This is a genomic window from Streptomyces sp. NPDC005863 (assembly GCF_042871345.1).
Classification (GTDB): Bacteria; Actinomycetota; Actinomycetes; order Streptomycetales; family Streptomycetaceae; genus Streptomyces.
In genome coordinates this window covers 1-20,263 of sequence record NZ_JBIAII010000001.1, presented here as the reverse complement: position 1 = coordinate 20,263, position 20,263 = coordinate 1, and the positions used below count along the sequence as shown (strand labels likewise).

Sequence of the window (20,263 nt, the reverse complement as noted above, 5' to 3'; positions counted from 1 at the left end):
CTCGCACCAGGCCCGCACCGCCCGGTGTGAAGGGCCGCCCATCGACGCGACCGGGCCGTTGAGGTTGTCGCCCGATCGCACCAGCGGGTTCGCTGGTCAGCCGACGACCGCCAACAACGCCTGTACGGCCGCCCGTCGGCCCGCCGGCCCCGGTACCGACGCCTGGGCCCGTGGGTGTACGGCCCTGCATGTGGTCTCCGCCGAACACATTGGTCCGAGGGATGCTCGTGGTCGGACGTCCCGTGTTCGGCGGTACGGGTCGGCCGCCAACGATCCCGGGATCGCGCGGTAGCCGGTTGCCGAGTCCATTGGCGGAGGGCCCGGTGGGAGGAGTCAGTGGTGGACGTACTGCCGGTGCGGGTCGTCCCGGCGATGGCGTGCTGGGCCGTGGCTGGCCAGGGTTCGGGCCGAAGGGGGGCGGCGGGGTGCTGAGGTGGGGAGGCGCCGCTGCTTCAGGCCGGCCCGTAGGGGCAGGAGCGGGCGGGCCGTCCGGTACTGATGGCGGCGCGGGAGGCGTCGCCACGCGGTCGATCCCCATGGAAACGGGATCGGGGGCTACGTGGGGCGGGGGTGCGGCCGCGGATGGCGGAAGGACAGGCGCGTGATCAGGTGTCCTGCTCGGGGATCCGTGGTGGGGCGGGGGGACAGCCCCGGATGGAACCGGCGCAGATGGAACCGGCGCAGCGCTGGTAGGGCCTGACGGCGCGGAGCCACCCGCTGTGCTGGTACCGGACGAAGTGGGCACTGCTTGGTACTCATCGCTCTTGTACCACCATCCCGAATTCTCGTCATGCTGCGCCGGCGGCGCGAACGTAGGCGGCTCCACCCCATTCACCTGCTGCGCCGACTGCTGATACGTCTGCGCCAACTTCCGCATCCGCTGCACCGCTTCCGCGTGCGCCGCCTCGATCCGTCCCTGCGCCGCGGTCGCGTCAGTCTGGGATTTCCGGGCGGCCTTGGCGGCGTCGGGGTCGTTGTGCGCCTTCTGGGCGGCGTCCATGTTCTTGTGGGCGGAGCGCAGGTCCGCCTTGGCCTGGGTCGTGTCCGAAGCCGGTGGCATCGACGCCTTGGCCTCGGCGATCGCCTGGGCGACCTCGCCCATCCAGCGTGACGCCACCTCGCTGTACTGCCCCAGGTACAGCGTGGCGCTCGCCGACTGGGTGCCCCACGCGCGGAAGGCGTCGCCACCCTCGCCCTGCCAGTGCAGCCCCTTCGTGTGCGTCATGAGGTCGTCGCCGATCTTGGTGATCGTCGACGCGGCCTTGGACAGCTTGCCCGCGAGTTCAGAGGCCGTCTCCGAGCTCGCCGACTCCAGTAGGGCCAGCAACTGCTCGTGCGTCATGGACTCGAAGTCCGTGTGAGCGAGCTTCGGCGCTCTGGCCTTGGATCCCTCAGCCATGTCCTCGTGCCCCCGTTCTCCGTCTCCGCCTGGTCATCAGAGAGCCGTGTCCTTGTCCGTCGTCTTCGGGCCGCTTTCGCCACCCGTACCGCCGGGTCCGCCCGGTCCCTGCGCGTACGGGTCTCGGCCCACGTCGTAGTACTTTTCGGCCTCCGCGTTGACCGCCTTCATCCGTGCCCGGATGTCGTCCTCGAGGTTGTCGTAGCCCACGCGCGACGCGTGGACCGCCAGCCCCAGGCCCTCGATCTGGGCACCCAGCGCCTTCGAGAGCTTCTCCAGCTCGTCGTGCACGATTGCGTACGAGTCGTACAGGTACTGGGCTTCCTTGAAGTCCGCCGAGCCCAGCTGCTCGCGCGACAGTCGCGTCGCGCCGATCTTGCCGGGTGCCGCCTCGGAACCCTCGAGCTCCAAAAGCAGGTTGTCCACCCGCTTTTTGAATCCCTTCATCGCACTGGCCTGGATATCCAGCGCCATTTGAGGGTTGACGCCGTAAAGGCTGTCGAACGACTTGCCCGTGTCCGCGGCTCCCGCGGCACCGCCCCCGCTTGAACTCGCCATGTCCGCCTCCCCGTTCAGTCATGTAGCCACCAAGCACTCTAGTAGTGGTCCGGCAGTCGTCCCACTTGAATCAGGGCAGTCCCACGCTTTCGCGACACGAAAGTGCCACGGCCCGGTGGCATGGGCCGTGCGCGGACATTTCCGAGGATGTCGCCCTCGCTGGGATCGCCTGACAACAGCACGCCTTGCGCGCCGAGTTCCCTCGTCCGCTGCATGAAGGATTCGTACATGGAGCGTGAGGCGCCCGCGGAGTTGCGGGCGATGATGAACTTGACCCCGACGTCCCGCGCGAATGGGAGATGCTCGACAAGCACACTCAGCGGATTGCCGGAATTGGTGGCCACCAGTTCGTAGTCGTCGATGATCACGAACAGCTCCGGCCCGTTCCACCAGCTTCGATCACGCAGTTGTTGCGGAGTGATGTCGGGCTTCGGCGCCCGCTTCTCCATGAACGTGGCGATGGCGTTCATGTGGACGTCCATCGCCGAAGCCATCGGGGCGTACTCAAGCAGGTGCTCGGGTGAAACCGCCTCCAGCATGGTGCGCCTGTAGTCGCCGACGACGATGCGGGCCTGCTCGGGTGTATACCTTTCCGCGATCTGCTTCGCGATCAAGCGGAGCAGGTTCGTCTTGCCGGATTCGCTTTCGCCGAAGACCAGGAAGAAGGGATCTGTCTCGAAATCGACGAAGATCGGCTCGAGGTTCTGCTCGTCGATGCCGATCGCGATGCCGTGTTGGGGGAACTCGAAGCCCTTCGGGAGCTGGTCGGCCGGCAGCTTGCGCGGCAGCAGCCGCACCGTCGGTGCCGAAGGGCCTTGCCAGTTGCTCTTCACCGTTTGGACCAGCTGCGCCGTCGCATCGGAGAGCCGGGAAGGGTCGGACGACGAGTCGATGCGCGGCATGGCCGTCATGAAGTGCAGCTTCTCCGGCACCTGACCACGGCCCGGCACGCCCGCGGGGACGTTCATCGCGACCTTGCGGTCGAACTCCGAGTCCATGACATCGCCGAGGCGCAACTCCAGGCGGCCGAGCATCTGGTCCTTGAGGGCCGCCCGAACTTCCATGTAGCGAGATGCGGATACGACGACATGCACGCCGTAGCCGAGGCCGCGGCCGGCGATGTCGTTGACGACTCCTTCGAGCATTTCGTAGTCGTTCTTGAAGCTTCCCCAGCCGTCGATGACCAGGAAGACGTCTCCCCACGGCTCGCCGGGGAGCTGCCCTGCCGCGCGCTGTCGCCGGTAGGTGGTGATCGAGTCGATGCCGTTGGCGCGGAAGAACGCCTCGCGGCGGTTCAGTACACCGGCCACCTCCGCCACCGCACGCCGGACCCGCTCCGGGTCCAGGCGGGACGCCACTCCGCCCACGTGGGGCAGATCGGCCACGGAAGCCAGGCCGCCACCGCCGAAGTCCAGGCAGTAGAACTGCACTTCGTTGGCCGTGTGCGTCAGGGCGAACGACGCGATCAGCGTACGCAGAAGAGTCGACTTGCCCGATTGCGGGCCGCCGACCACCACCATGTTTCCCGCGGCTCCCGAGAAGTCGCTGTACAGCACTTCACGCTTCTGCTCGAACGGCTTGTCGATCAAGCCCAGCGGGACGACCAGCCCTCCCGTACGCGTGTACTCGTCCGCGTGCAGACCCCGCTCGGGTGACGCCACCAGCTGGGGCAGGAGCTGGTCGAGGGTGGGCGCCTCGTCCAGCGGCGGCAGCCACACCTGATGCGCGGGCACGCCCTGTCCGTCGAGGCGACGGACGATGACGTCGAGGACGGTGTCGGCCAGCGCGTCGTCCTCCCGCAGCGAAGCCGCGCGCTGCTGATCGGGGGTCGGCACCGCGTACGTCGCCGCCACCGACGCGGCCGTGAAGAGGGCGGGCCGATGTTCTACCGGCAGCGAGTTGGCCGCAGGGTCCGGGCCCCCTGAGCGGTAGACCCCGGAGACATACGCGGCCTTGAAACGCGTCATCTCGTCCGTGCCGAACTTCAGGTAGCCCGATCCCGGAACGGACGGCAGGTGGTAGGCGTCGGGCACCCCCAGCGCCGTACGGGACTCCGAGGCCGAGAACGTGCGCAGCCCGACGCGGTACGAGAGGTAGGTGTCGAGCCCGCGCAGCTTGCCCTCCTCCAGACGCTGCGAGGCGAGCAGCAGGTGGACGCCCAGCGAGCGGCCGATGCGGCCGATCTGGATGAACATGTCGATGAAGTCGGGCTTGGCGGTAAGCAGTTCGCTGAACTCGTCGATCACCAGGACGAGTGACGCCAGAGGCGCCAGCGGTGCTCCTGCGGCTCGCGCCTTCTCGTAGTCGTGCATGTTCGCGTAGTTGCCCGCGGACCGCAGCAGCTCCTGGCGGCGCTGCAGCTCTCCCCGTATGGCGTCGCCCATGCGGTCGACCAGCGTGAGGTCGTCGGAAAGGTTCGTGATCACCGCCGCGACGTGCGGCATCTCCGACATCCCCGCGAAGGTCGCCCCGCCCTTGAAGTCGGCGAGGACGAAGTTCAGGGTCTCGGAGGAGTGCGTCACGGCCAGGCCCAGGACCAGCGTGCGCAGCAACTCCGACTTGCCCGAACCCGTGGCACCCACGCACAGGCCGTGCGGGCCCATGCCCTCCTGGGCCGCCTCCTTCAGGTCCAGCATGACCGGTTGCCCGTCCTCGCCCACCCCGATCGGGACGCGCAGCCGCTCGGCGGTCGAACGGGGTCGCCAGGTGCGCGCGACATCGACGGACCCCGCGTCGCCGAGGTTCAGAAGGTCGGTGAAGTCGAGGTTGGCGAGCAGCGGTTCGTCGTCATCACCTCCCCCCATGCGCAGGGGCGCCAGCTGACGGGCCAGCGCCTCCGCGGCCGGCAGCGACAGCGCGTCCGGCACGCCCTCGTAGGCCACGCCTCCGGTCGACTCCAGAAGCAGCTTCCCGGGGCGCGCCACCAGGGAGAGCCCGCCGCGAGGCTCGTCTAGTTCCCCCGTGACCACCTCGATGATCGTCACGCCCTGCAGACCCTCCGACGCAGCGAAGGCAGAGGTCGGCGGCACTATGCCGCCGTCGAGCACCACGACGACATGGGGCTGGTCGAGCACGGGCTGACCGTCACGGCTGAACCTCGGCCGACCGTCGAGTCGCGTGGCAAGGAGCTGTTCCAGTTCGCCGAGGTCGTCTCCGAACAGTCGTACCGTGCCGGCTCCGTCGACCCGGCCCGGCAGCTGGCAATGCGGCAGCCACTTGGTCCAGTCCCAGCGGGGAACGGCGCCGGGCGCCGCGACCACCGCGATCATCAGGTCCTCGGGCCCGTGCAGGGTGGCCAGTTGGGCGACCAGCGCGCGTGCCGTGGCCTGCGCGGAATCCGCTTCCCCCGAGACCGTCAGGTGGTAGAAGGCGCGCATCGAGACCGCGACCGGCAGCCCTTCCAGGGAGCTGTGCACGGCGAGGAACTGCTGCATGGCACCCGCGGCCAGCGGTTCCAGTTCATCCACGGGGGCCGTTTCGGGTGCGACGAGGGGAGTGGACAGCTGCTGAGGGCCGATTCCCACGCGCGCCTGCCCGAAGTCCGGGTCTCCGACGCGCCGTTCCCACACACGGGTGCCCTCGGCGACGACCGACCACAACTGCTCCGGGGACGGGTGCAGATAGAACTGGGCATCGCGCTGCTTGAGCGCCGTCCGGCGCACCGTGCGACGGGTCTGGGCAAGGTATTTGAGGTAGTCGCGGCGCACGTCGGCCATTTGCCCCTGCGTACCGCGTCGGTACCTGACGACCTGGGCGACGATCATCGCGACCGTGGACACCAGCATCACGACGCCCATGATCCGCATGAACGGATGGGCGTTGGGCGACGCGAAGAAGAACACGACCGACGAGCCCATGCCCAGCGTCGGCAGGACCTGCATGAGCACGCCCTCCTGCTGCCCGCGCGGCAGCTCCGGCGGAGGCGCCAATTGCAGGTCATCGGTGGGCACTTCGGGCGGTAGCGAGCGCGGCGGGCGCTTGATGACGATCTGACTCACCGGAGCACCAATCCCCCCTATACGGACGGCAGTTACCTACCGCCTCCTCGTCGGTGCGGTCTCCCTCCGCACGGGGGTGATCCTATGTGCAGGCGCTGACAGGGCGTAGCGGTAGGGTGACGCTCGCACGGTGCGCAACCGCGAATCAGGGGGTCAGTCAAGGTGAGTTCGCCCGCAGCGACCGGTTTCTGCAGGGTCACTGTCGTCGCGCCCGACAGCCGTATCGATGTCGCTCTGCCGGAGGACATCGCGGTGGCCGACATCTACCCGCAGGTTCTCCGGCTGACTCGCCAGACCCAGCCGGTCGGCACGCCGACCGGTTACCACCTCGTCCGGCAGGACGGCACCGTCCTGGACGGTGCACGCACGCTCGCCGCCCAGCGCATCCTCGACGGCGAAGTGCTGAGCCTGCGCCCCTTCGCGATGTCGCTGCCGCCCGCCGTGTACGACGACGTCGCCGACGCCGTCGCCTCCGCCGTGGTCCAGGACCGCAGGCTGTGGAGAGACGCGCTGCTGCGGGGCGCCGGCCTCGCGGGAGGCGCGCTGCTGCTCCTTCTGATGGCGTTCGTGCTCTGGTACGCCGATCCCGTACGCCACGACATGCACGGCCTTCCCGGTGTCATCGCCGGCGCCATGGGCCTGCTGCTCACCGCCTTCGCGGGCGTACGGGTGCGGATCTACGAGGACCGGGCGGTGGGCGCGGTCATGGGGCTCGCCGCGCTGCCGCTGCTGCTCGTGGCTGGATCCGGGATCATCGGGCCGGACGCGGGCCAAGGTCCGGGGCGACTGCAGTTCCTGCTCGGCTGCGTCGCCGTGCTCGTGGCTTCGGTGCTGCTCGTCGCCCTCTCGCCCGGCCGTGACGCTCCCTTCGTGGCCGCCACGTTCCTGGCGACGGCAGGCGCGCTGGCCACCTTCTTCGCGATCATCAGCGAGGCCACGCCGACCAGGGCGGCGGCGGTCAGTGCGCCGGTGGCCATCGCGCTCGTGGCGTTTCTGCCCGGCCTGTCGGTCCGCTTCGCCAGGCTGCCCATCGGCTACGCCACACCGCGCAGCGCGGTGCAGGAGGACTTCGACGCGGACCTGAACCCGACCGCCGAGCCCGGGCCGCTGGACGGCGCCCGCATCGCGGCCCAGGCCCGCCGCGGCCATGAGCTGCTGCTCGGTCTCGTCGGCGGCTCGTCTGCCGTCGTGGTCGGCTCGGCCGCCATCCTCGGCTTCTCGGCGAATGTCTGGGGCCAGCTCCTGGCTCTCGCCGCGGGCCTGGCGACGCTGCTGCGCGCCCGCCTCTTCCGCTACACCTCGCAGGTCGTCTGCGCCTTGGTGGCCGGCATCGCCGCCATCGTCCTGCTGGTCCTGGGCCTGGCCCTGAACCCCCCGGTCGAATCCCTGCGGGAGCTGCTCCTCTACGGGGACCACGGCGCTCTGGAGTTCCGTGCCGTCTGGCTCACCGCGGTCATCGCCGCCGGGTGTGCCCTGCTGACGGCCATCGCGCTGATCATTCCGAAGAAGGGGCTCTCCCCGTTCTGGGGCCGCCTCCTCGACCTGACGGAATCGGCGATACTGCTGTCACTGGTCCCGCTGTGCCTCGCCGTACTGAACGTCTACGCGGCCGTCCGCTCCATGACCAGCTGAGAGCCGCTGTGGATCCCGCAAATCGACAGGCCACGGCCCCGGCAAATCGCCCTCAAGCCGACTGGTACCCTGTGAAAAGACCGCCTGTCTGCGCACCTCGGCGCCGGATCCGTCAAGGACCCGGACCGCGCCCGGCGGCCCCACCCCCGCCTCCCGAGTCACGGAAGCTCCCCTGAGATGTAGACCAGGGGCACTCGGAGGCACTCGAAGACATCACAAGGAGTACGCGTGTCGCTCGACGCCGCTACGAAGAAGCAGATCATGACCGAGTTCGGCCAGAAGGAGGGCGACACCGGCTCCCCCGAGGTTCAGGTGGCGCTGCTCTCCCGCCGGATCTCGGACCTGACCGAGCACCTCAAGACCCACAAGCACGACCACCACAGCCGTCGTGGTCTGCTGATCCTGGTCGGTCAGCGCCGCCGTCTGCTGCAGTACCTCGCCAAGAAGGACATCCAGCGCTTCCGTGCCCTGGTTGACCGTCTGGGCATCCGCCGCGGTGCGGCGGGCGCGAAGTAAGACGTCGTGAAGGGAGCGGTTCCCACTCGAGGCACTCGAAGTGGACCGCTCCCTTTGCTGTACATGCAAAGTGGCACGAGTCCTTTGCCGTACACGCTGCCGTACACATTGCTGTACATGCGCGGTGTCACCGACGCTTTGTAGTCTGGTGACATACGCACGTCCTCGCGGGTAGGGATATGAACGCCCACGACGCCCACGGGGACAGCGAGCACCACCCCGACGAGGGAGAGGCGCACCAGCCGCCGCCGGTCCTCGGTAGTGGCCCCCGGGACATCCCGGGTGCTTCGATCGAAGACCGGCCCGCACACACGGCGCGCTTCTCCACACCGCCCCGGTCCACACGGGACCCGGGCGCGAAGACGAAACGTAGACACGTAGGAGAACAGTGGAGAACGAGACCCACTACGCCGAGGCCGTCATCGACAACGGCACGTTCGGCACCCGCACCATCCGCTTCGAGACGGGCCGCCTGGCCAAGCAGGCCGCCGGCTCCGCCGTGGCGTACCTGGACGACGACACCATGGTGCTGTCGGCCACCACCGCTTCCAAGCGGCCCAAGGACCAGCTCGACTTCTTCCCGCTGACGGTGGACGTCGAGGAGCGGCAGTACGCCGCAGGCAAGATCCCCGGTTCGTTCTTCCGTCGTGAGGGTCGCCCCTCCGAGGACGCGATCCTGACCTGCCGCCTGATCGACCGCCCGCTGCGTCCTTCCTTCAAGAAGGGCCTGCGCAACGAGATCCAGATCGTCGAGACGATCATGGCGCTCAACCCCGACCACCTGTACGACGTGGTCGCGATCAACGCCGCCTCCTGCTCCACGCAGCTGGCCGGCCTGCCCTTCTCGGGCCCGATCGGCGGCACGCGCGTGGCGCTCATCAAGGGCCAGTGGGTCGCCTTCCCGACGCACACCGAGCTCGAGGACGCCGTCTTCGACATGGTCGTCGCCGGTCGCGTCCTGGAGGACGGCGACGTCGCGATCATGATGGTCGAGGCCGAGGCCACCGAGAAGACCATCCAGCTCGTCAAGGACGGCGCCGAGGCTCCGACCGAGGAGGTCGTCGCCGCCGGTCTCGAGGCCGCGAAGCCCTTCATCAAGGCGCTCTGCAAGGCCCAGTCCGACCTCGCCGCCAAGGCCGCCAAGCCGACCGGCGAGTTCCCGGTCTTCCTGGACTACGAGGACGACGTCCTCGAGGCCCTGACCGGTGCGGTCAAGACCGAGCTCGCCCAGGCGCTGACCATCGCCGGCAAGCAGGAGCGCGAGGCCGAGCTGGACCGCGTCAAGGAGATCGCCTCCGAGAAGCTGCTCCCGAAGTTCGAGGGCCGCGAGAAGGAGATCTCCGGTGCCTACCGCGCGCTGACCAAGAAGCTGGTCCGCGAGCGCGTCATCAAGGACAAGGTCCGCATCGACGGCCGCGGCGTCACGGACATCCGTACGCTCGCCGCCGAGGTCGAGGCCATCCCGCGCGTGCACGGCTCGGCGCTGTTCGAGCGTGGCGAGACCCAGATCCTGGGCGTCACCACCCTGAACATGCTCCGCATGGAGCAGCAGCTCGACACCCTCTCCCCGGTGACGCGCAAGCGCTACATGCACAACTACAACTTCCCGCCGTACTCGGTCGGCGAGACCGGCCGCGTGGGTTCGCCCAAGCGCCGCGAGATCGGCCACGGCGCGCTCGCCGAGCGCGCCATCGTGCCGGTGCTCCCCTCGCGCGAGGAGTTCCCCTACGCGATCCGCCAGGTCTCCGAGGCCCTCGGTTCCAACGGCTCGACGTCCATGGGCTCGGTCTGCGCCTCGACGATGTCGCTGCTGAACGCCGGTGTGCCGCTGAAGGCCGCCGTCGCCGGTATCGCCATGGGTCTGATCTCCGAGGAGATCGACGGCGACACGCACTACGTCGCCCTCACCGACATCCTCGGTGCGGAGGACGCGTTCGGTGACATGGACTTCAAGGTCGCCGGTACGAAGCAGTTCGTGACCGCGCTGCAGCTCGACACCAAGCTCGACGGCATCCCCGCCTCGGTCCTGGCCGCCGCGCTGAAGCAGGCCCGCGACGCGCGTCTGCACATCCTCGACGTGATGAACGAGGCGATCGACGTTCCGGACGAGATGTCCCCGAACGCGCCGCGCATCATCACCGTCAAGATCCCGGTGGACAAGATCGGTGAGGTCATCGGCCCCAAGGGCAAGATGATCAACCAGATCCAGGAGGACACTGGCGCCGACATCACGATCGAGGACGACGGCACCATCTACATCGGTGCCGCCCAGGGCTCGCAGGCCGAGGCCGCCCGCGCCACGATCAACGGCATCGCCAACCCGACCATGCCGGAGGTCGGCGAGCGCTACCTGGGCACCGTCGTGAAGACGACGACCTTCGGTGCGTTCGTCTCGCTCATGCCGGGCAAGGACGGTCTGCTGCACATCTCGCAGATCCGCAAGCTCGCCGGCGGCAAGCGCGTGGAGAACGTCGAGGACGTCGTCGGCGTGGGCCAGAAGGTCCAGGTCGAGATCGCCGAGATCGACTCCCGCGGCAAGCTGTCCCTCATCCCCGTCATCGAGGGTGAAGAGGACGACGACACGAAGGACGACACCGACAAGTGACGTCGCGTAGCACCACGACGACGGCCCGCCCCTCTTCGGAGGGGCGGGCCGTCGCCCGTACCCAAACCCTCATCAAGGGCGAGAACGGCATCGGCACCGTCCGCAGGACGACCCTCCCCGGCGGCCTGCGCGTCGTCACGGAGACGCTGCCCTCCGTGCGCTCGGCGACCTTCGGCATCTGGGCCAACGTCGGCTCCCGCGACGAGACCCCGTCCCTGAACGGCGCCACACACTACCTGGAGCACCTTCTCTTCAAGGGCACCAAGAAGCGCAGCGCCCTCGACATCTCGGCCGCGCTCGACGCGGTCGGCGGCGAGATGAACGCCTTCACGGCGAAGGAGTACACGTGCTACTACGCGCGCGTGCTCGACACCGACCTCCCCCTTGCCATCGACGTCGTCTGCGACATGCTGACGGGCTCCCTCATCCTCCAGGAGGACGTCGACGCCGAGCGCGGCGTCATCCTCGAAGAGATCGCGATGACCGAGGACGACCCCGGCGACTGCGTGCACGACCTGTTCGCGCACACCATGCTGGGCGACACCCCGCTCGGCCGCCCGGTGCTCGGCACGGTCGACACGATCAACGCCCTGGACGCCGACCGCATCCGCCGCTTCTACAAGAAGCACTACGACCCGACCCACCTCGTGGTCGCCGCGGCCGGCAACGTGGACCACAACAAGGTCGTACGCCAGGTCCGCGCCGCCTTCGAGAAGGCCGGCGCCCTCCGGCGCACCGACGCCACCCCGATGGTCCCGCGCCAGGGCTCCCGCGCCCTGCGCACCGCCGGCCGCGTCGAGGTCGTCAACCGCAAGACCGAGCAGGCCCACGTCATCCTCGGCATGCCGGGCCTCGCTCGCACCGACGAGCGCCGCTGGGCCCTCGGCGTCCTGAACACGGCGCTCGGCGGCGGCATGTCGTCCCGCCTCTTCCAGGAGGTGCGGGAGAAGCGCGGCCTGGCCTACAGCGTGTACTCGTACACGTCGGGCTTCGCCGACACCGGTCTCTTCGGTGTGTACGCGGGCTGCCGCCCGAGCCAGGTGCACGACGTCCTGAAGATCTGCCGCGACGAGCTCGACCACGTCGCGGAGCACGGACTGAGCGACGACGAGATCGGTCGCGCCATCGGCCAGCTGGCGGGCTCCACGGTCCTCGGCCTGGAGGACACCGGCGCCCTGATGAACCGCATCGGCAAGAGCGAGCTCTGCTGGGGCGAGCACATGTCGGTCGACGACATGCTGGCGCGGATCTCCGCGGTCACCCCCGACGAGGTGCGCGAGGTGGCCCGTGACGTGCTCGGCCACCGCCCGTCCCTCTCGGCCATCGGCCCGCTCAAGGACAAGCAGGCGGCCCGCCTCCACGAAGCGGTCGCCTAGGCCTGCCGAGGAACCGACACAACAGGGCCCAACTCCCGTGAAGGAATGAAGGACATGAGCAAGCTGCGCGTGGCGGTCATCGGTGCCAAGGGCCGGATCGGCTCCGAGGCCGTGAAGGCCGTCGAGGCCGCCGACGACATGGAACTGGTCGCCGCACTCGGCCGGGGCGACGAGCTCGGGACGCTGACGGAGTCCGGCGCCCAGGTCGCCGTCGAGCTGACCCACCCGGAAGCGGTCGAGGAGAACCTCGACTTCTGCGTACGCAACGGCATCCACGCCGTGGTCGGTACGACGGGCTGGACCGACGAGCGCCTCGCGCGGCTGCGCACGTCCCTGGACGCGTCCCCGCAGACGGGCGTCCTGATCGCCCCGAACTTCTCCATCGGCGCCGTCCTCACGATGAAGTTCGCGCAGATCGCGGCCCCGTACTTCGAGTCCGTCGAGGTCGTCGAGCTGCACCACCCGAACAAGGCCGACGCCCCGAGCGGCACCGCCACGCGCACCGCCCAGCTCATCGCCGAGGCGCGCCGGGAGGCGGGCAGCGCCCCGCAGCCCGACGCGACGGCGACGGCGCTGGACGGCGCACGCGGCGCGGACGTCGACGGGGTGCCGGTGCACTCCGTACGCCTGCGCGGCCTCCTGGCCCACCAGGAGGTCCTGCTCGGCGGCGAGGGCGAGACCCTGACCGTGCGCCACGACTCGCTGCACCACAGCAGCTTCATGCCGGGCATCCTGCTCGGCGTGCGCCGCGTGGTGAGCACCCCGGGGCTCACGTTCGGCCTGGAACACTTCCTGGACCTCGGCTGAGCTGAGAGCCTCGGCCGACCCCAGAGCTGAGAGACATGCGCGCAAAGATCACTTACGCCGTCACCGCCGCCGTCCTGGTCGTCTACTTCGTCCTGGTCGGCAGCCGAGGCGTGCTCCTCATCCAGCACGGCACCGTCCTCACCGTCACCTTCGGTGTCGCGGTGCTGATCCTGCCGGTCATCGGCGTCTGGTTCCTCTGGAAGAACACCCAGTTCGTCCAGCGCGCCAACCGTCTCGCCGCCGAACTGGAGGCCGAAGGCGGCCTGCCCCTCGACGAGTTGAAGCGGACGCCCGGCGGCCGCATCGACCGCGACTCGGCCGACGAGGTCTTCGCCCGCCGCAAGGCGGAGACGGAGGACGCGCCGGACGACTGGCGCTGCTGGTTCCGCCTTGCCGTCGCCTACCACGACGCACGGGACACCCCGCGCGCGCGAAAGGCCATGCAGCGAGCGATCGCCCTGCACGCGGGCAGGCCGGTGAACGTCTAGGCGAGGGTCGGCTCAGGCCGTGGGCCGGTACTCGTCGGCCCACACCTCGATGGAGTCGGCCGCGCGGTTGAACGCCTCGTGCCGCGCCAGGAAGTCCGCGTTTCGGTCCGTGAGGAGCAGCTGCGCCCCGGCGGCCCGCGGCTCCTGACCACGTCGTACGAGAACGAGCGCCTGCCCCTGCACCGTCCGGGGCAGCCCCAGCCAGCGCACCGGCTGCTGCGCGGTCCGCACGGCCGACACCTGGGCCCAGGCCACCGTCTGCGTCGTCAGAAAGCCGACCCTGCGCAGCCCGTGGGCGCTCACCCAGGTGCCCATGCGCAGCAGGCGCAGGGCGCCGACGATGACGAGCACGGCGAGCCCCGCGCAGCCGGTGGCCCCCGCAAGGGAGCCGGTGAACACGATGATCACCGAGGCGAAGAGGACGAACGAGGCGAGCAGCAGCAACAGCGCGGAGGCGCCGACCCGCCAGGGACCGGGGCGGTAGGGCCGGCGCCAGTGATCGCGGTCGTCGAAAGGCAGCGCGGCGTCGTCCGCCGCGTCGTCGAATGCGCGGTCCGCGGTCAGGAAGGGCAGGGGCACGGGCTGATCCTCACTCAATCCACACGGGGGCTGTGCCCGGTGAGGCTATCGAGCTGTGTCTCCTGCTACCACCCTTGGGGGGCCGGACGAGTCACGGCAGGCCGGCGACGGCCCACGCCCCGGTCAGCGGCCGTCCGAGGCCTCGGACTGCTGGTGGTGCACGGGTGACTGATCGGCCGACATGGCGGGCATCCCGAAGAGCAGGGATCCGACGAGGCCGGCCACCACGGTGAGGCCGATGAGCGTGCGCCCCATGATCTGACTGGCCGAGGCGCGTTCTCGGGGCGGGGGAGTGACGTTACTGCGGAACTTCTCGGCTTCGGCGATGAAGGCGAACGGGACGGGCTCTCGCCGGCGGAACATGGTGCGCGCTTCTCCTCACGGGTCTCGAACGGAGCTCCGTGGAGCTCTGTGGACTCTCTTGTCTAGACAGACGCTCGAAACGCCCAAAAGGTGCCCTGTTTCGGCAAATTAGTCGAACAATGTCGTGGCGGGTCACCGAACGGCCGATTGTCGGTGCCGGGCCATAGAGTGGACGCCGCCCCAGAGATGCACATGGAAGGACCCCCGCCTGTGAGCGAGACCCCCACCGAAGACCTCAAGCCCAGCTTCCGCAGCGAGGTCGGCGTCGAGCTGGTGAAGCACGCCGCCACCGACTCCGACGTCCTGTGGGCCGCCCGAGTCTCCACGGCGGGCGAGCAGTCGCTCGACGAGCTCCAGAAGGACCCCGAGCGGTCCAAGGGCCTGATCAACTACCTGATGCGGGACCGCCACGGCAGCCCCTTCGAGCACAACTCGATGACGTTCTTCATCAGCGCCCCGATCTTCGTGTTCCGCGAGTTCATGCGCCACCGCGTCGGCTGGTCGTACAACGAGGAATCCGGCCGCTACAGGGAGCTCCAGCCCGTCTTCTACGTGCCGGACGAGTCCCGCAAGCTGGTCCAGGAGGGCCGCCCCGGGAAGTACGTCTTCGTCGAGGGCAGCCAGGCGCAGCAGGAGCTCACCGGCCGCGTCATGGAGGACTCCTACCGCCAGGCGTACGAGGCGTATCAGGAGATGCTCGCGGCCGGCGTGGCCCGCGAGGTGGCCCGCGCGGTGCTCCCCGTCGGCCTCTTCTCCTCGATGTACGCGACGTGCAACGCCCGTTCGCTGATGCACTTCCTCGGCCTGCGCACGCAGCACGAGCTCGCCAAGGTCCCCTCGTTCCCGCAGCGGGAGATCGAGATGGTCGGCGAGAAGATGGAGCAGCACTGGGCCGAACTGATGCCGCTCACCCATGCGGCCTTCAACAAGAACGGACGCGTGGCGCCGTAAGGCACTGATGTGCGGATGAGCCGAGTGAAGTGTCCGTATTGCGGCACTTCGTGAAGTTCATCTAGCCTGATCAAACGGACCCGGCACTGCTTGAACCCCCGAGCAGGCAGTGCCGGGCTCCACACTTGTCAGGTCCGCACACATCCCCCGAGGGGCGACCCCGCGCTGAGCAGCGAGTAGCGTGTTACCCATGGCTCCGACCTCCACTCCGCAGACCCCCTTCGGGAGGGTCCTCACCGCCATGGTCACGCCCTTTGCGGCGGACGGCGCACTTGACCTCGACGGCGCGCAGCAGCTCGCCGCCCACCTGGTGGACGCAGGCAATGACGGCCTGGTCATCAACGGCACCACCGGTGAGTCCCCGACCGTCAGTGACGCGGAGAAAAACGATCTCGTACGAGCCGTAGTGGACGCCGTCGGGGACCGTGCCCACGTCGTCGCGGGCGTCGGCACCAACGACACCCGCCACAGCCTCGAGCTCGCCCGCGCCGCAGAGCAGGCCGGTGCCCACGGCCTCCTGACCGTCACGCCGTACTACAACAAGCCCCCGCAAGAGGGCCTGTTCCGGCACTTCACCGCGATCGCCGACAGCACCGGGCTGCCGGTCATGCTCTACGACATCCCGGGCCGCAGCGGCGTACCGATCAACACCGAGACGATCGTCCGCCTCGCCGAGCACCCCCGGATCGTCGCCAACAAGGACGCCAAGGGCGACCTCGGCCGCGCCAGCTGGGCCATCGCCCGCTCGGACCTGGCCTGGTACTCCGGTGACGACATGCTGAACCTGCCGCTGCTGTCCGTCGGCGCGTGCGGCTTCGTCTCCGTCGTCGGCCACGTGGTCACCCCGGAACTGCGCGCCATGCTGGAGGCACACCTCACGGGTGACGTGCAGAAGGCCACGGAGATCCACCAGAAGCTGCTCCCCGTCTTCACCGGCATGTTCCGCACCCAGGGCGTGATCACGACCAAGGCGGCGCTGGCACTCCAGGGGCGTCCCGCGGGTCCGCTGCGCCTGCCGATGGTGGAGCTGTCGCCCGAGGAGACGCACCAGCTCAAGATCGATCTCGCCGCCGGCGGGGTACAGCTGTAACCACAGACTTCACAACTGAATAAGCGAAACCGCGGGCGCGACACGCGCTGTCGACCGCCCGCACCCCACACGACAACTGCTACTGCACGAACGTCATACGCGCCACGTGCCCAGGAGGTACGTGGCGCGCGTGGTGAGGAGAGTCTTTTGAGTCATCCGCATCCTGAACTCGGCGCTCCGCCCAAGCTCCCGAAGGGCGGCCTCCGGGTCACCCCGCTCGGCGGCCTCGGCGAGATCGGCCGCAACATGACCGTCTTCGAGTACAACGGTCGTCTGCTGATCGTCGACTGCGGTGTGCTCTTCCCCGAGGAGGAGCAGCCCGGGATCGACCTGATCCTGCCGGACTTCACGTCCATCAGGGACCGCCTCGACGACATCGAGGGCATCGTGCTCACGCACGGCCACGAGGACCACATCGGCGGTGTCCCCTATCTCCTGCGCGAGAAGCCGGACATCCCGCTGATCGGCTCCAAGCTGACCCTCGCGCTGATCGAGGCGAAGCTGCAGGAGCACCGCATCCGGCCGTACACGCTGGAGGTCGTCGAGGGCGATCGCGAGGCGCTCGGCCCGTTCGACTGCGAGTTCGTCGCGGTCAACCACTCCATCCCGGACGCCCTGGCCGTCGCCGTCCGCACCCCCGCGGGCATGGTCGTCGCCACCGGCGACTTCAAGATGGACCAGCTGCCGATGGACGGCCGCCTCACGGACCTGCACGCGTTCGCACGGCTGAGCGAGGAGGGCATCGACCTCCTCCTCTCCGACTCGACGAACGCCGAGGTCCCGGGCTTCGTCCCGCCGGAGCGCGACATCTCCAACGTGATCCGGGGCGTCTTCGCCGGCGCCCAGAAGCGGATCATCGTGGCGAGCTTCGCCAGCCATGTACACCGCATCCAGCAGATCCTGGACGCCGCGCACGAGTACGGCAGAAGAGTCGCCTTCGTCGGCCGCTCGATGGTCCGCAACATGGGCATCGCCCGTGACCTCGGCTACCTCCGCGTACCGCCGGGCCTCGTCGTCGACGTCAAGACGCTCGACGATCTGCCGGACAGCCAGGTCGTCCTGGTCTGCACGGGTTCGCAGGGCGAGCCCATGGCCGCGCTCTCCCGCATGGCCAACCGCGACCACCAGATCCGCATCGTCCAGGGCGACACGGTGATCCTGGCGTCGTCCCTCATCCCCGGCAACGAGAACGCGGTCTACCGCGTGATCAACGGCCTGACCCGCTGGGGAGCGAACGTCGTCCACAAGGGCAACGCGAAGGTGCACGTCTCCGGCCACGCCTCGGCCGGCGAGCTGCTGTACTTCTACAACATCTGCAAGCCCAAGAACCTGATGCCGGTCCACGGCGAATGGCGCCACCTGCGCGCCAACGCCGAGCTCGGCGCCCTCACCGGCGTCCCGCACGACCGCATCGTGATCGCCGAGGACGGCGTCGTCGTCGACCTCGTCGAGGGCAAGGCGAAGATCGTCGGCAAGGTCCAGGCCGGTTACGTGTACGTCGACGGCCTCTCCGTGGGTGATGTCGGCGAGCCCGCCCTGAAGGACCGCAAGATCCTCGGGGACGAGGGCATCATCTCGGTCTTCGTCGTCGTGGACTCCAGCACCGGCAAGATCACCGGAGGCCCGCACGTCCAGGCGCGCGGCTCCGGCATCGACGACGCGGTGTTCACCACCGTCATCCCGAAGATCCAGGAAGTCCTGGAGAAGTCGGCGCAGGACGGGGTCGTCGAGCCCCACCAGCTGCAGCAGCTCATCCGCCGCACGCTGGGCAAGTGGGTCTCGGACCACTACCGCCGACGCCCGATGATCCTGCCGGTGGTCGTCGAGGTCTGACCCTCCCGACCACGCGAGCTCCGGAGCGGGGCGCCTCGATTTGCATCGGGGCGCCCCGCTCCGTTAGGTTTACGGCTCCGCCTGCGAGGGAACCCGAGTCACTTCAACGTGATCCGGACCGACCTGAGCGGGGCGGGAATTCCGATTCAGAATCTCTGATAAAGTCGGAACCGCCGGAAAGGGAAACGCGAAAGCCGAAAGGCAGGAGCGGGAACCGGAAAGGCACCGAGGAAGTCGGACACGAAAGAGTCTGATAGAGTCGGAAACGCAAGAACGAAGAACAAAAAGAAACACCGAAGGGAAGCGCCCGGAGGAAAGCCCGAGAGGGTGAGTACAAAGGAAGCGTCCGTTCCTTGAGAACTCAACAGCGTGCCAAAAGTCAACGCCAGATATGTTGATAACCCCGTCTCCAGCATCAGCTGGGACGCGGTTCCTTTGAAAAAACACAGCGAGGACGCTGTGAACCGGGAGATTATTCCTCTCCTTGGTTCCGCTCTCGTGTGTGCTAGCCGGATTACCGGCAAACATTCACGGAGAGTTTGATCCTGGCTCAGGACGAACGCTGGCGGCGTGCTTAACACATGCAAGTCGAACGATGAAGCCCTTCGGGGTGGATTAGTGGCGAACGGGTGAGTAACACGTGGGCAATCTGCCCTTCACTCTGGGACAAGCCCTGGAAACGGGGTCTAATACCGGATAACACTCCTCCTCTCCTGAGGAGGAGTTAAAAGCTCCGGCGGTGAAGGATGAGCCCGCGGCCTATCAGCTAGTTGGTGAGGTAATGGCTCACCAAGGCGACGACGGGTAGCCGGCCTGAGAGGGCGACCGGCCACACTGGGACTGAGACACGGCCCAGACTCCTACGGGAGGCAGCAGTGGGGAATATTGCACAATGGGCGAAAGCCTGATGCAGCGACGCCGCGTGAGGGATGACGGCCTTCGGGTTGTAAACCTCTTTCAGCAGGGAAGAAGCGAAAGTGACGGTACCTGCAGAAGAAGCGCCGGCTAACTACGTGCCAGCAGCCGCGGTAATACGTAGGGCGCAAGCGTTGTCCGGAATTATTGGGCGTAAAGAGCTCGTAGGCGGCTTGTCACGTCGGGTGTGAAAGCCCGGGGCTTAACCCCGGGTCTGCATTCGATACGGGCTAGCTAGAGTGTGGTAGGGGAGATCGGAATTCCTGGTGTAGCGGTGAAATGCGCAGATATCAGGAGGAACACCGGTGGCGAAGGCGGATCTCTGGGCCATTACTGACGCTGAGGAGCGAAAGCGTGGGGAGCGAACAGGATTAGATACCCTGGTAGTCCACGCCGTAAACGGTGGGAACTAGGTGTTGGCGACATTCCACGTCGTCGGTGCCGCAGCTAACGCATTAAGTTCCCCGCCTGGGGAGTACGGCCGCAAGGCTAAAACTCAAAGGAATTGACGGGGGCCCGCACAAGCAGCGGAGCATGTGGCTTAATTCGACGCAACGCGAAGAACCTTACCAAGGCTTGACATACACCGGAAAGCATCAGAGATGGTGCCCCCCTTGTGGTCGGTGTACAGGTGGTGCATGGCTGTCGTCAGCTCGTGTCGTGAGATGTTGGGTTAAGTCCCGCAACGAGCGCAACCCTTGTTCTGTGTTGCCAGCATGCCCTTCGGGGTGATGGGGACTCACAGAAGACCGCCGGGGTCAACTCGGAGGAAGGTGGGGACGACGTCAAGTCATCATGCCCCTTATGTCTTGGGCTGCACACGTGCTACAATGGCAGGTACAATGAGCTGCGATACCGCAAGGTGGAGCGAATCTCAAAAAGCCTGTCTCAGTTCGGATTGGGGTCTGCAACTCGACCCCATGAAGTCGGAGTTGCTAGTAATCGCAGATCAGCATTGCTGCGGTGAATACGTTCCCGGGCCTTGTACACACCGCCCGTCACGTCACGAAAGTCGGTAACACCCGAAGCCGGTGGCCCAACCCCTTGTGGGAGGGAGCTGTCGAAGGTGGGACTGGCGATTGGGACGAAGTCGTAACAAGGTAGCCGTACCGGAAGGTGCGGCTGGATCACCTCCTTTCTAAGGAGCACTTCT

General features: G+C 67.8%; 14 protein-coding genes and 1 rRNA gene. 11 read left to right on the top strand and 4 right to left on the bottom strand.

What is annotated here, in order from left to right; genetic code table 11:
• Positions 1-1,040: 1,040 nt before the first annotated feature.
• Positions 1,041-1,361, top strand: a complete 321-nt coding sequence (locus tag ACFYO9_RS00075) for a hypothetical protein (protein ID WP_358709553.1) — start codon at positions 1,041-1,043, stop codon at positions 1,359-1,361.
• Between the two features lie 74 nt (positions 1,362-1,435).
• Here ACFYO9_RS00075 and ACFYO9_RS00070 read toward each other — a convergent pair whose 3' ends face one another.
• Positions 1,436-1,957, bottom strand: a complete 522-nt coding sequence (locus ACFYO9_RS00070) for a hypothetical protein (protein WP_358773847.1) — start codon at positions 1,955-1,957, stop codon at positions 1,436-1,438.
• Positions 1,958-1,995: 38 nt separating this feature from the next.
• Entirely contained in the window at positions 1,996-5,955 is a 3,960-nt protein-coding gene (gene eccCa / locus ACFYO9_RS00065; RefSeq protein ID WP_358773845.1) for a type VII secretion protein EccCa, read from the bottom strand.
• Between the two features lie 162 nt (positions 5,956-6,117).
• On the opposite strand from eccCa, the gene eccD reads away from it, so the two are divergent.
• From eccD to ACFYO9_RS00035, 6 genes are all read left to right on the top strand, one after another.
• On the top strand, positions 6,118-7,587 hold the full coding sequence (eccD, locus tag ACFYO9_RS00060; RefSeq protein WP_358773843.1) for a type VII secretion integral membrane protein EccD: 1,470 nt from the start codon (positions 6,118-6,120) through the stop codon (positions 7,585-7,587).
• A 228-nt stretch (positions 7,588-7,815) separates the two neighbouring features.
• Positions 7,816-8,103, top strand: coding sequence for a 30S ribosomal protein S15 (rpsO, locus tag ACFYO9_RS00055; RefSeq protein WP_030363216.1), 288 nt, complete (start codon positions 7,816-7,818; stop codon positions 8,101-8,103).
• A gap of 388 nt (positions 8,104-8,491) precedes the next feature.
• Positions 8,492-10,708 carry a polyribonucleotide nucleotidyltransferase gene (locus ACFYO9_RS00050; protein WP_355811962.1) on the top strand — a complete coding sequence of 739 codons (2,217 nt, stop codon included), beginning with the start codon at positions 8,492-8,494 and terminating at the stop codon, positions 10,706-10,708.
• Positions 10,705-12,084 carry a pitrilysin family protein gene (locus ACFYO9_RS00045; RefSeq protein ID WP_358709557.1) on the top strand — a complete coding sequence of 460 codons (1,380 nt, stop codon included), beginning with the start codon at positions 10,705-10,707 and terminating at the stop codon, positions 12,082-12,084. The genes ACFYO9_RS00050 and ACFYO9_RS00045 overlap by 4 nt, the downstream gene beginning before the upstream one ends.
• A 54-nt stretch (positions 12,085-12,138) precedes the next feature.
• Positions 12,139-12,891 (top strand): 4-hydroxy-tetrahydrodipicolinate reductase, encoded by a 753-nt coding sequence (gene dapB / locus ACFYO9_RS00040; RefSeq protein WP_358773841.1) that lies wholly within the window; start codon positions 12,139-12,141, stop codon positions 12,889-12,891.
• A 35-nt stretch (positions 12,892-12,926) separates the two neighbouring features.
• A complete protein-coding gene (locus ACFYO9_RS00035; RefSeq protein WP_358773839.1) occupies positions 12,927-13,379 on the top strand; it encodes a tetratricopeptide repeat protein in 453 nt (150 codons plus the stop codon).
• Between the two features lie 12 nt (positions 13,380-13,391).
• Here the strand turns inward: ACFYO9_RS00035 and ACFYO9_RS00030 are convergent, their stop codons facing one another.
• Together ACFYO9_RS00030 and ACFYO9_RS00025 are read right to left on the bottom strand one after the other, a co-directional pair.
• A complete protein-coding gene (locus tag ACFYO9_RS00030) occupies positions 13,392-13,958 on the bottom strand; it encodes a hypothetical protein (RefSeq protein ID WP_355811974.1) in 567 nt (188 codons plus the stop codon).
• Positions 13,959-14,081: 123 nt separating this feature from the next.
• Complete coding sequence (locus ACFYO9_RS00025; protein ID WP_355811977.1) at positions 14,082-14,321, bottom strand: hypothetical protein; 240 nt, start codon at positions 14,319-14,321, stop codon at positions 14,082-14,084.
• Positions 14,322-14,531: 210 nt separating this feature from the next.
• Between ACFYO9_RS00025 and thyX the strand changes: the two genes are divergently transcribed.
• The 4 genes from thyX (at position 14,532) to ACFYO9_RS00005 (ending at position 20,248) form a co-directional block, all read left to right on the top strand.
• Positions 14,532-15,272, top strand: a complete 741-nt coding sequence (gene thyX / locus ACFYO9_RS00020) for an FAD-dependent thymidylate synthase (protein WP_355811980.1) — start codon at positions 14,532-14,534, stop codon at positions 15,270-15,272.
• A gap of 190 nt (positions 15,273-15,462) precedes the next feature.
• Positions 15,463-16,362 (top strand): 4-hydroxy-tetrahydrodipicolinate synthase, encoded by a 900-nt coding sequence (gene dapA, locus ACFYO9_RS00015; protein ID WP_355811982.1) that lies wholly within the window; start codon positions 15,463-15,465, stop codon positions 16,360-16,362.
• A 147-nt stretch (positions 16,363-16,509) separates the two neighbouring features.
• The gene (locus ACFYO9_RS00010) at positions 16,510-18,195 is read left to right on the top strand and encodes a ribonuclease J (protein WP_355811984.1); all 1,686 of its coding nucleotides are present in this window, start codon (positions 16,510-16,512) and stop codon (positions 18,193-18,195) included.
• A 527-nt stretch (positions 18,196-18,722) separates the two neighbouring features.
• Positions 18,723-20,248 (top strand): 16S ribosomal RNA (locus ACFYO9_RS00005).
• The last annotated feature ends 15 nt before the right edge of the window (positions 20,249-20,263 follow it).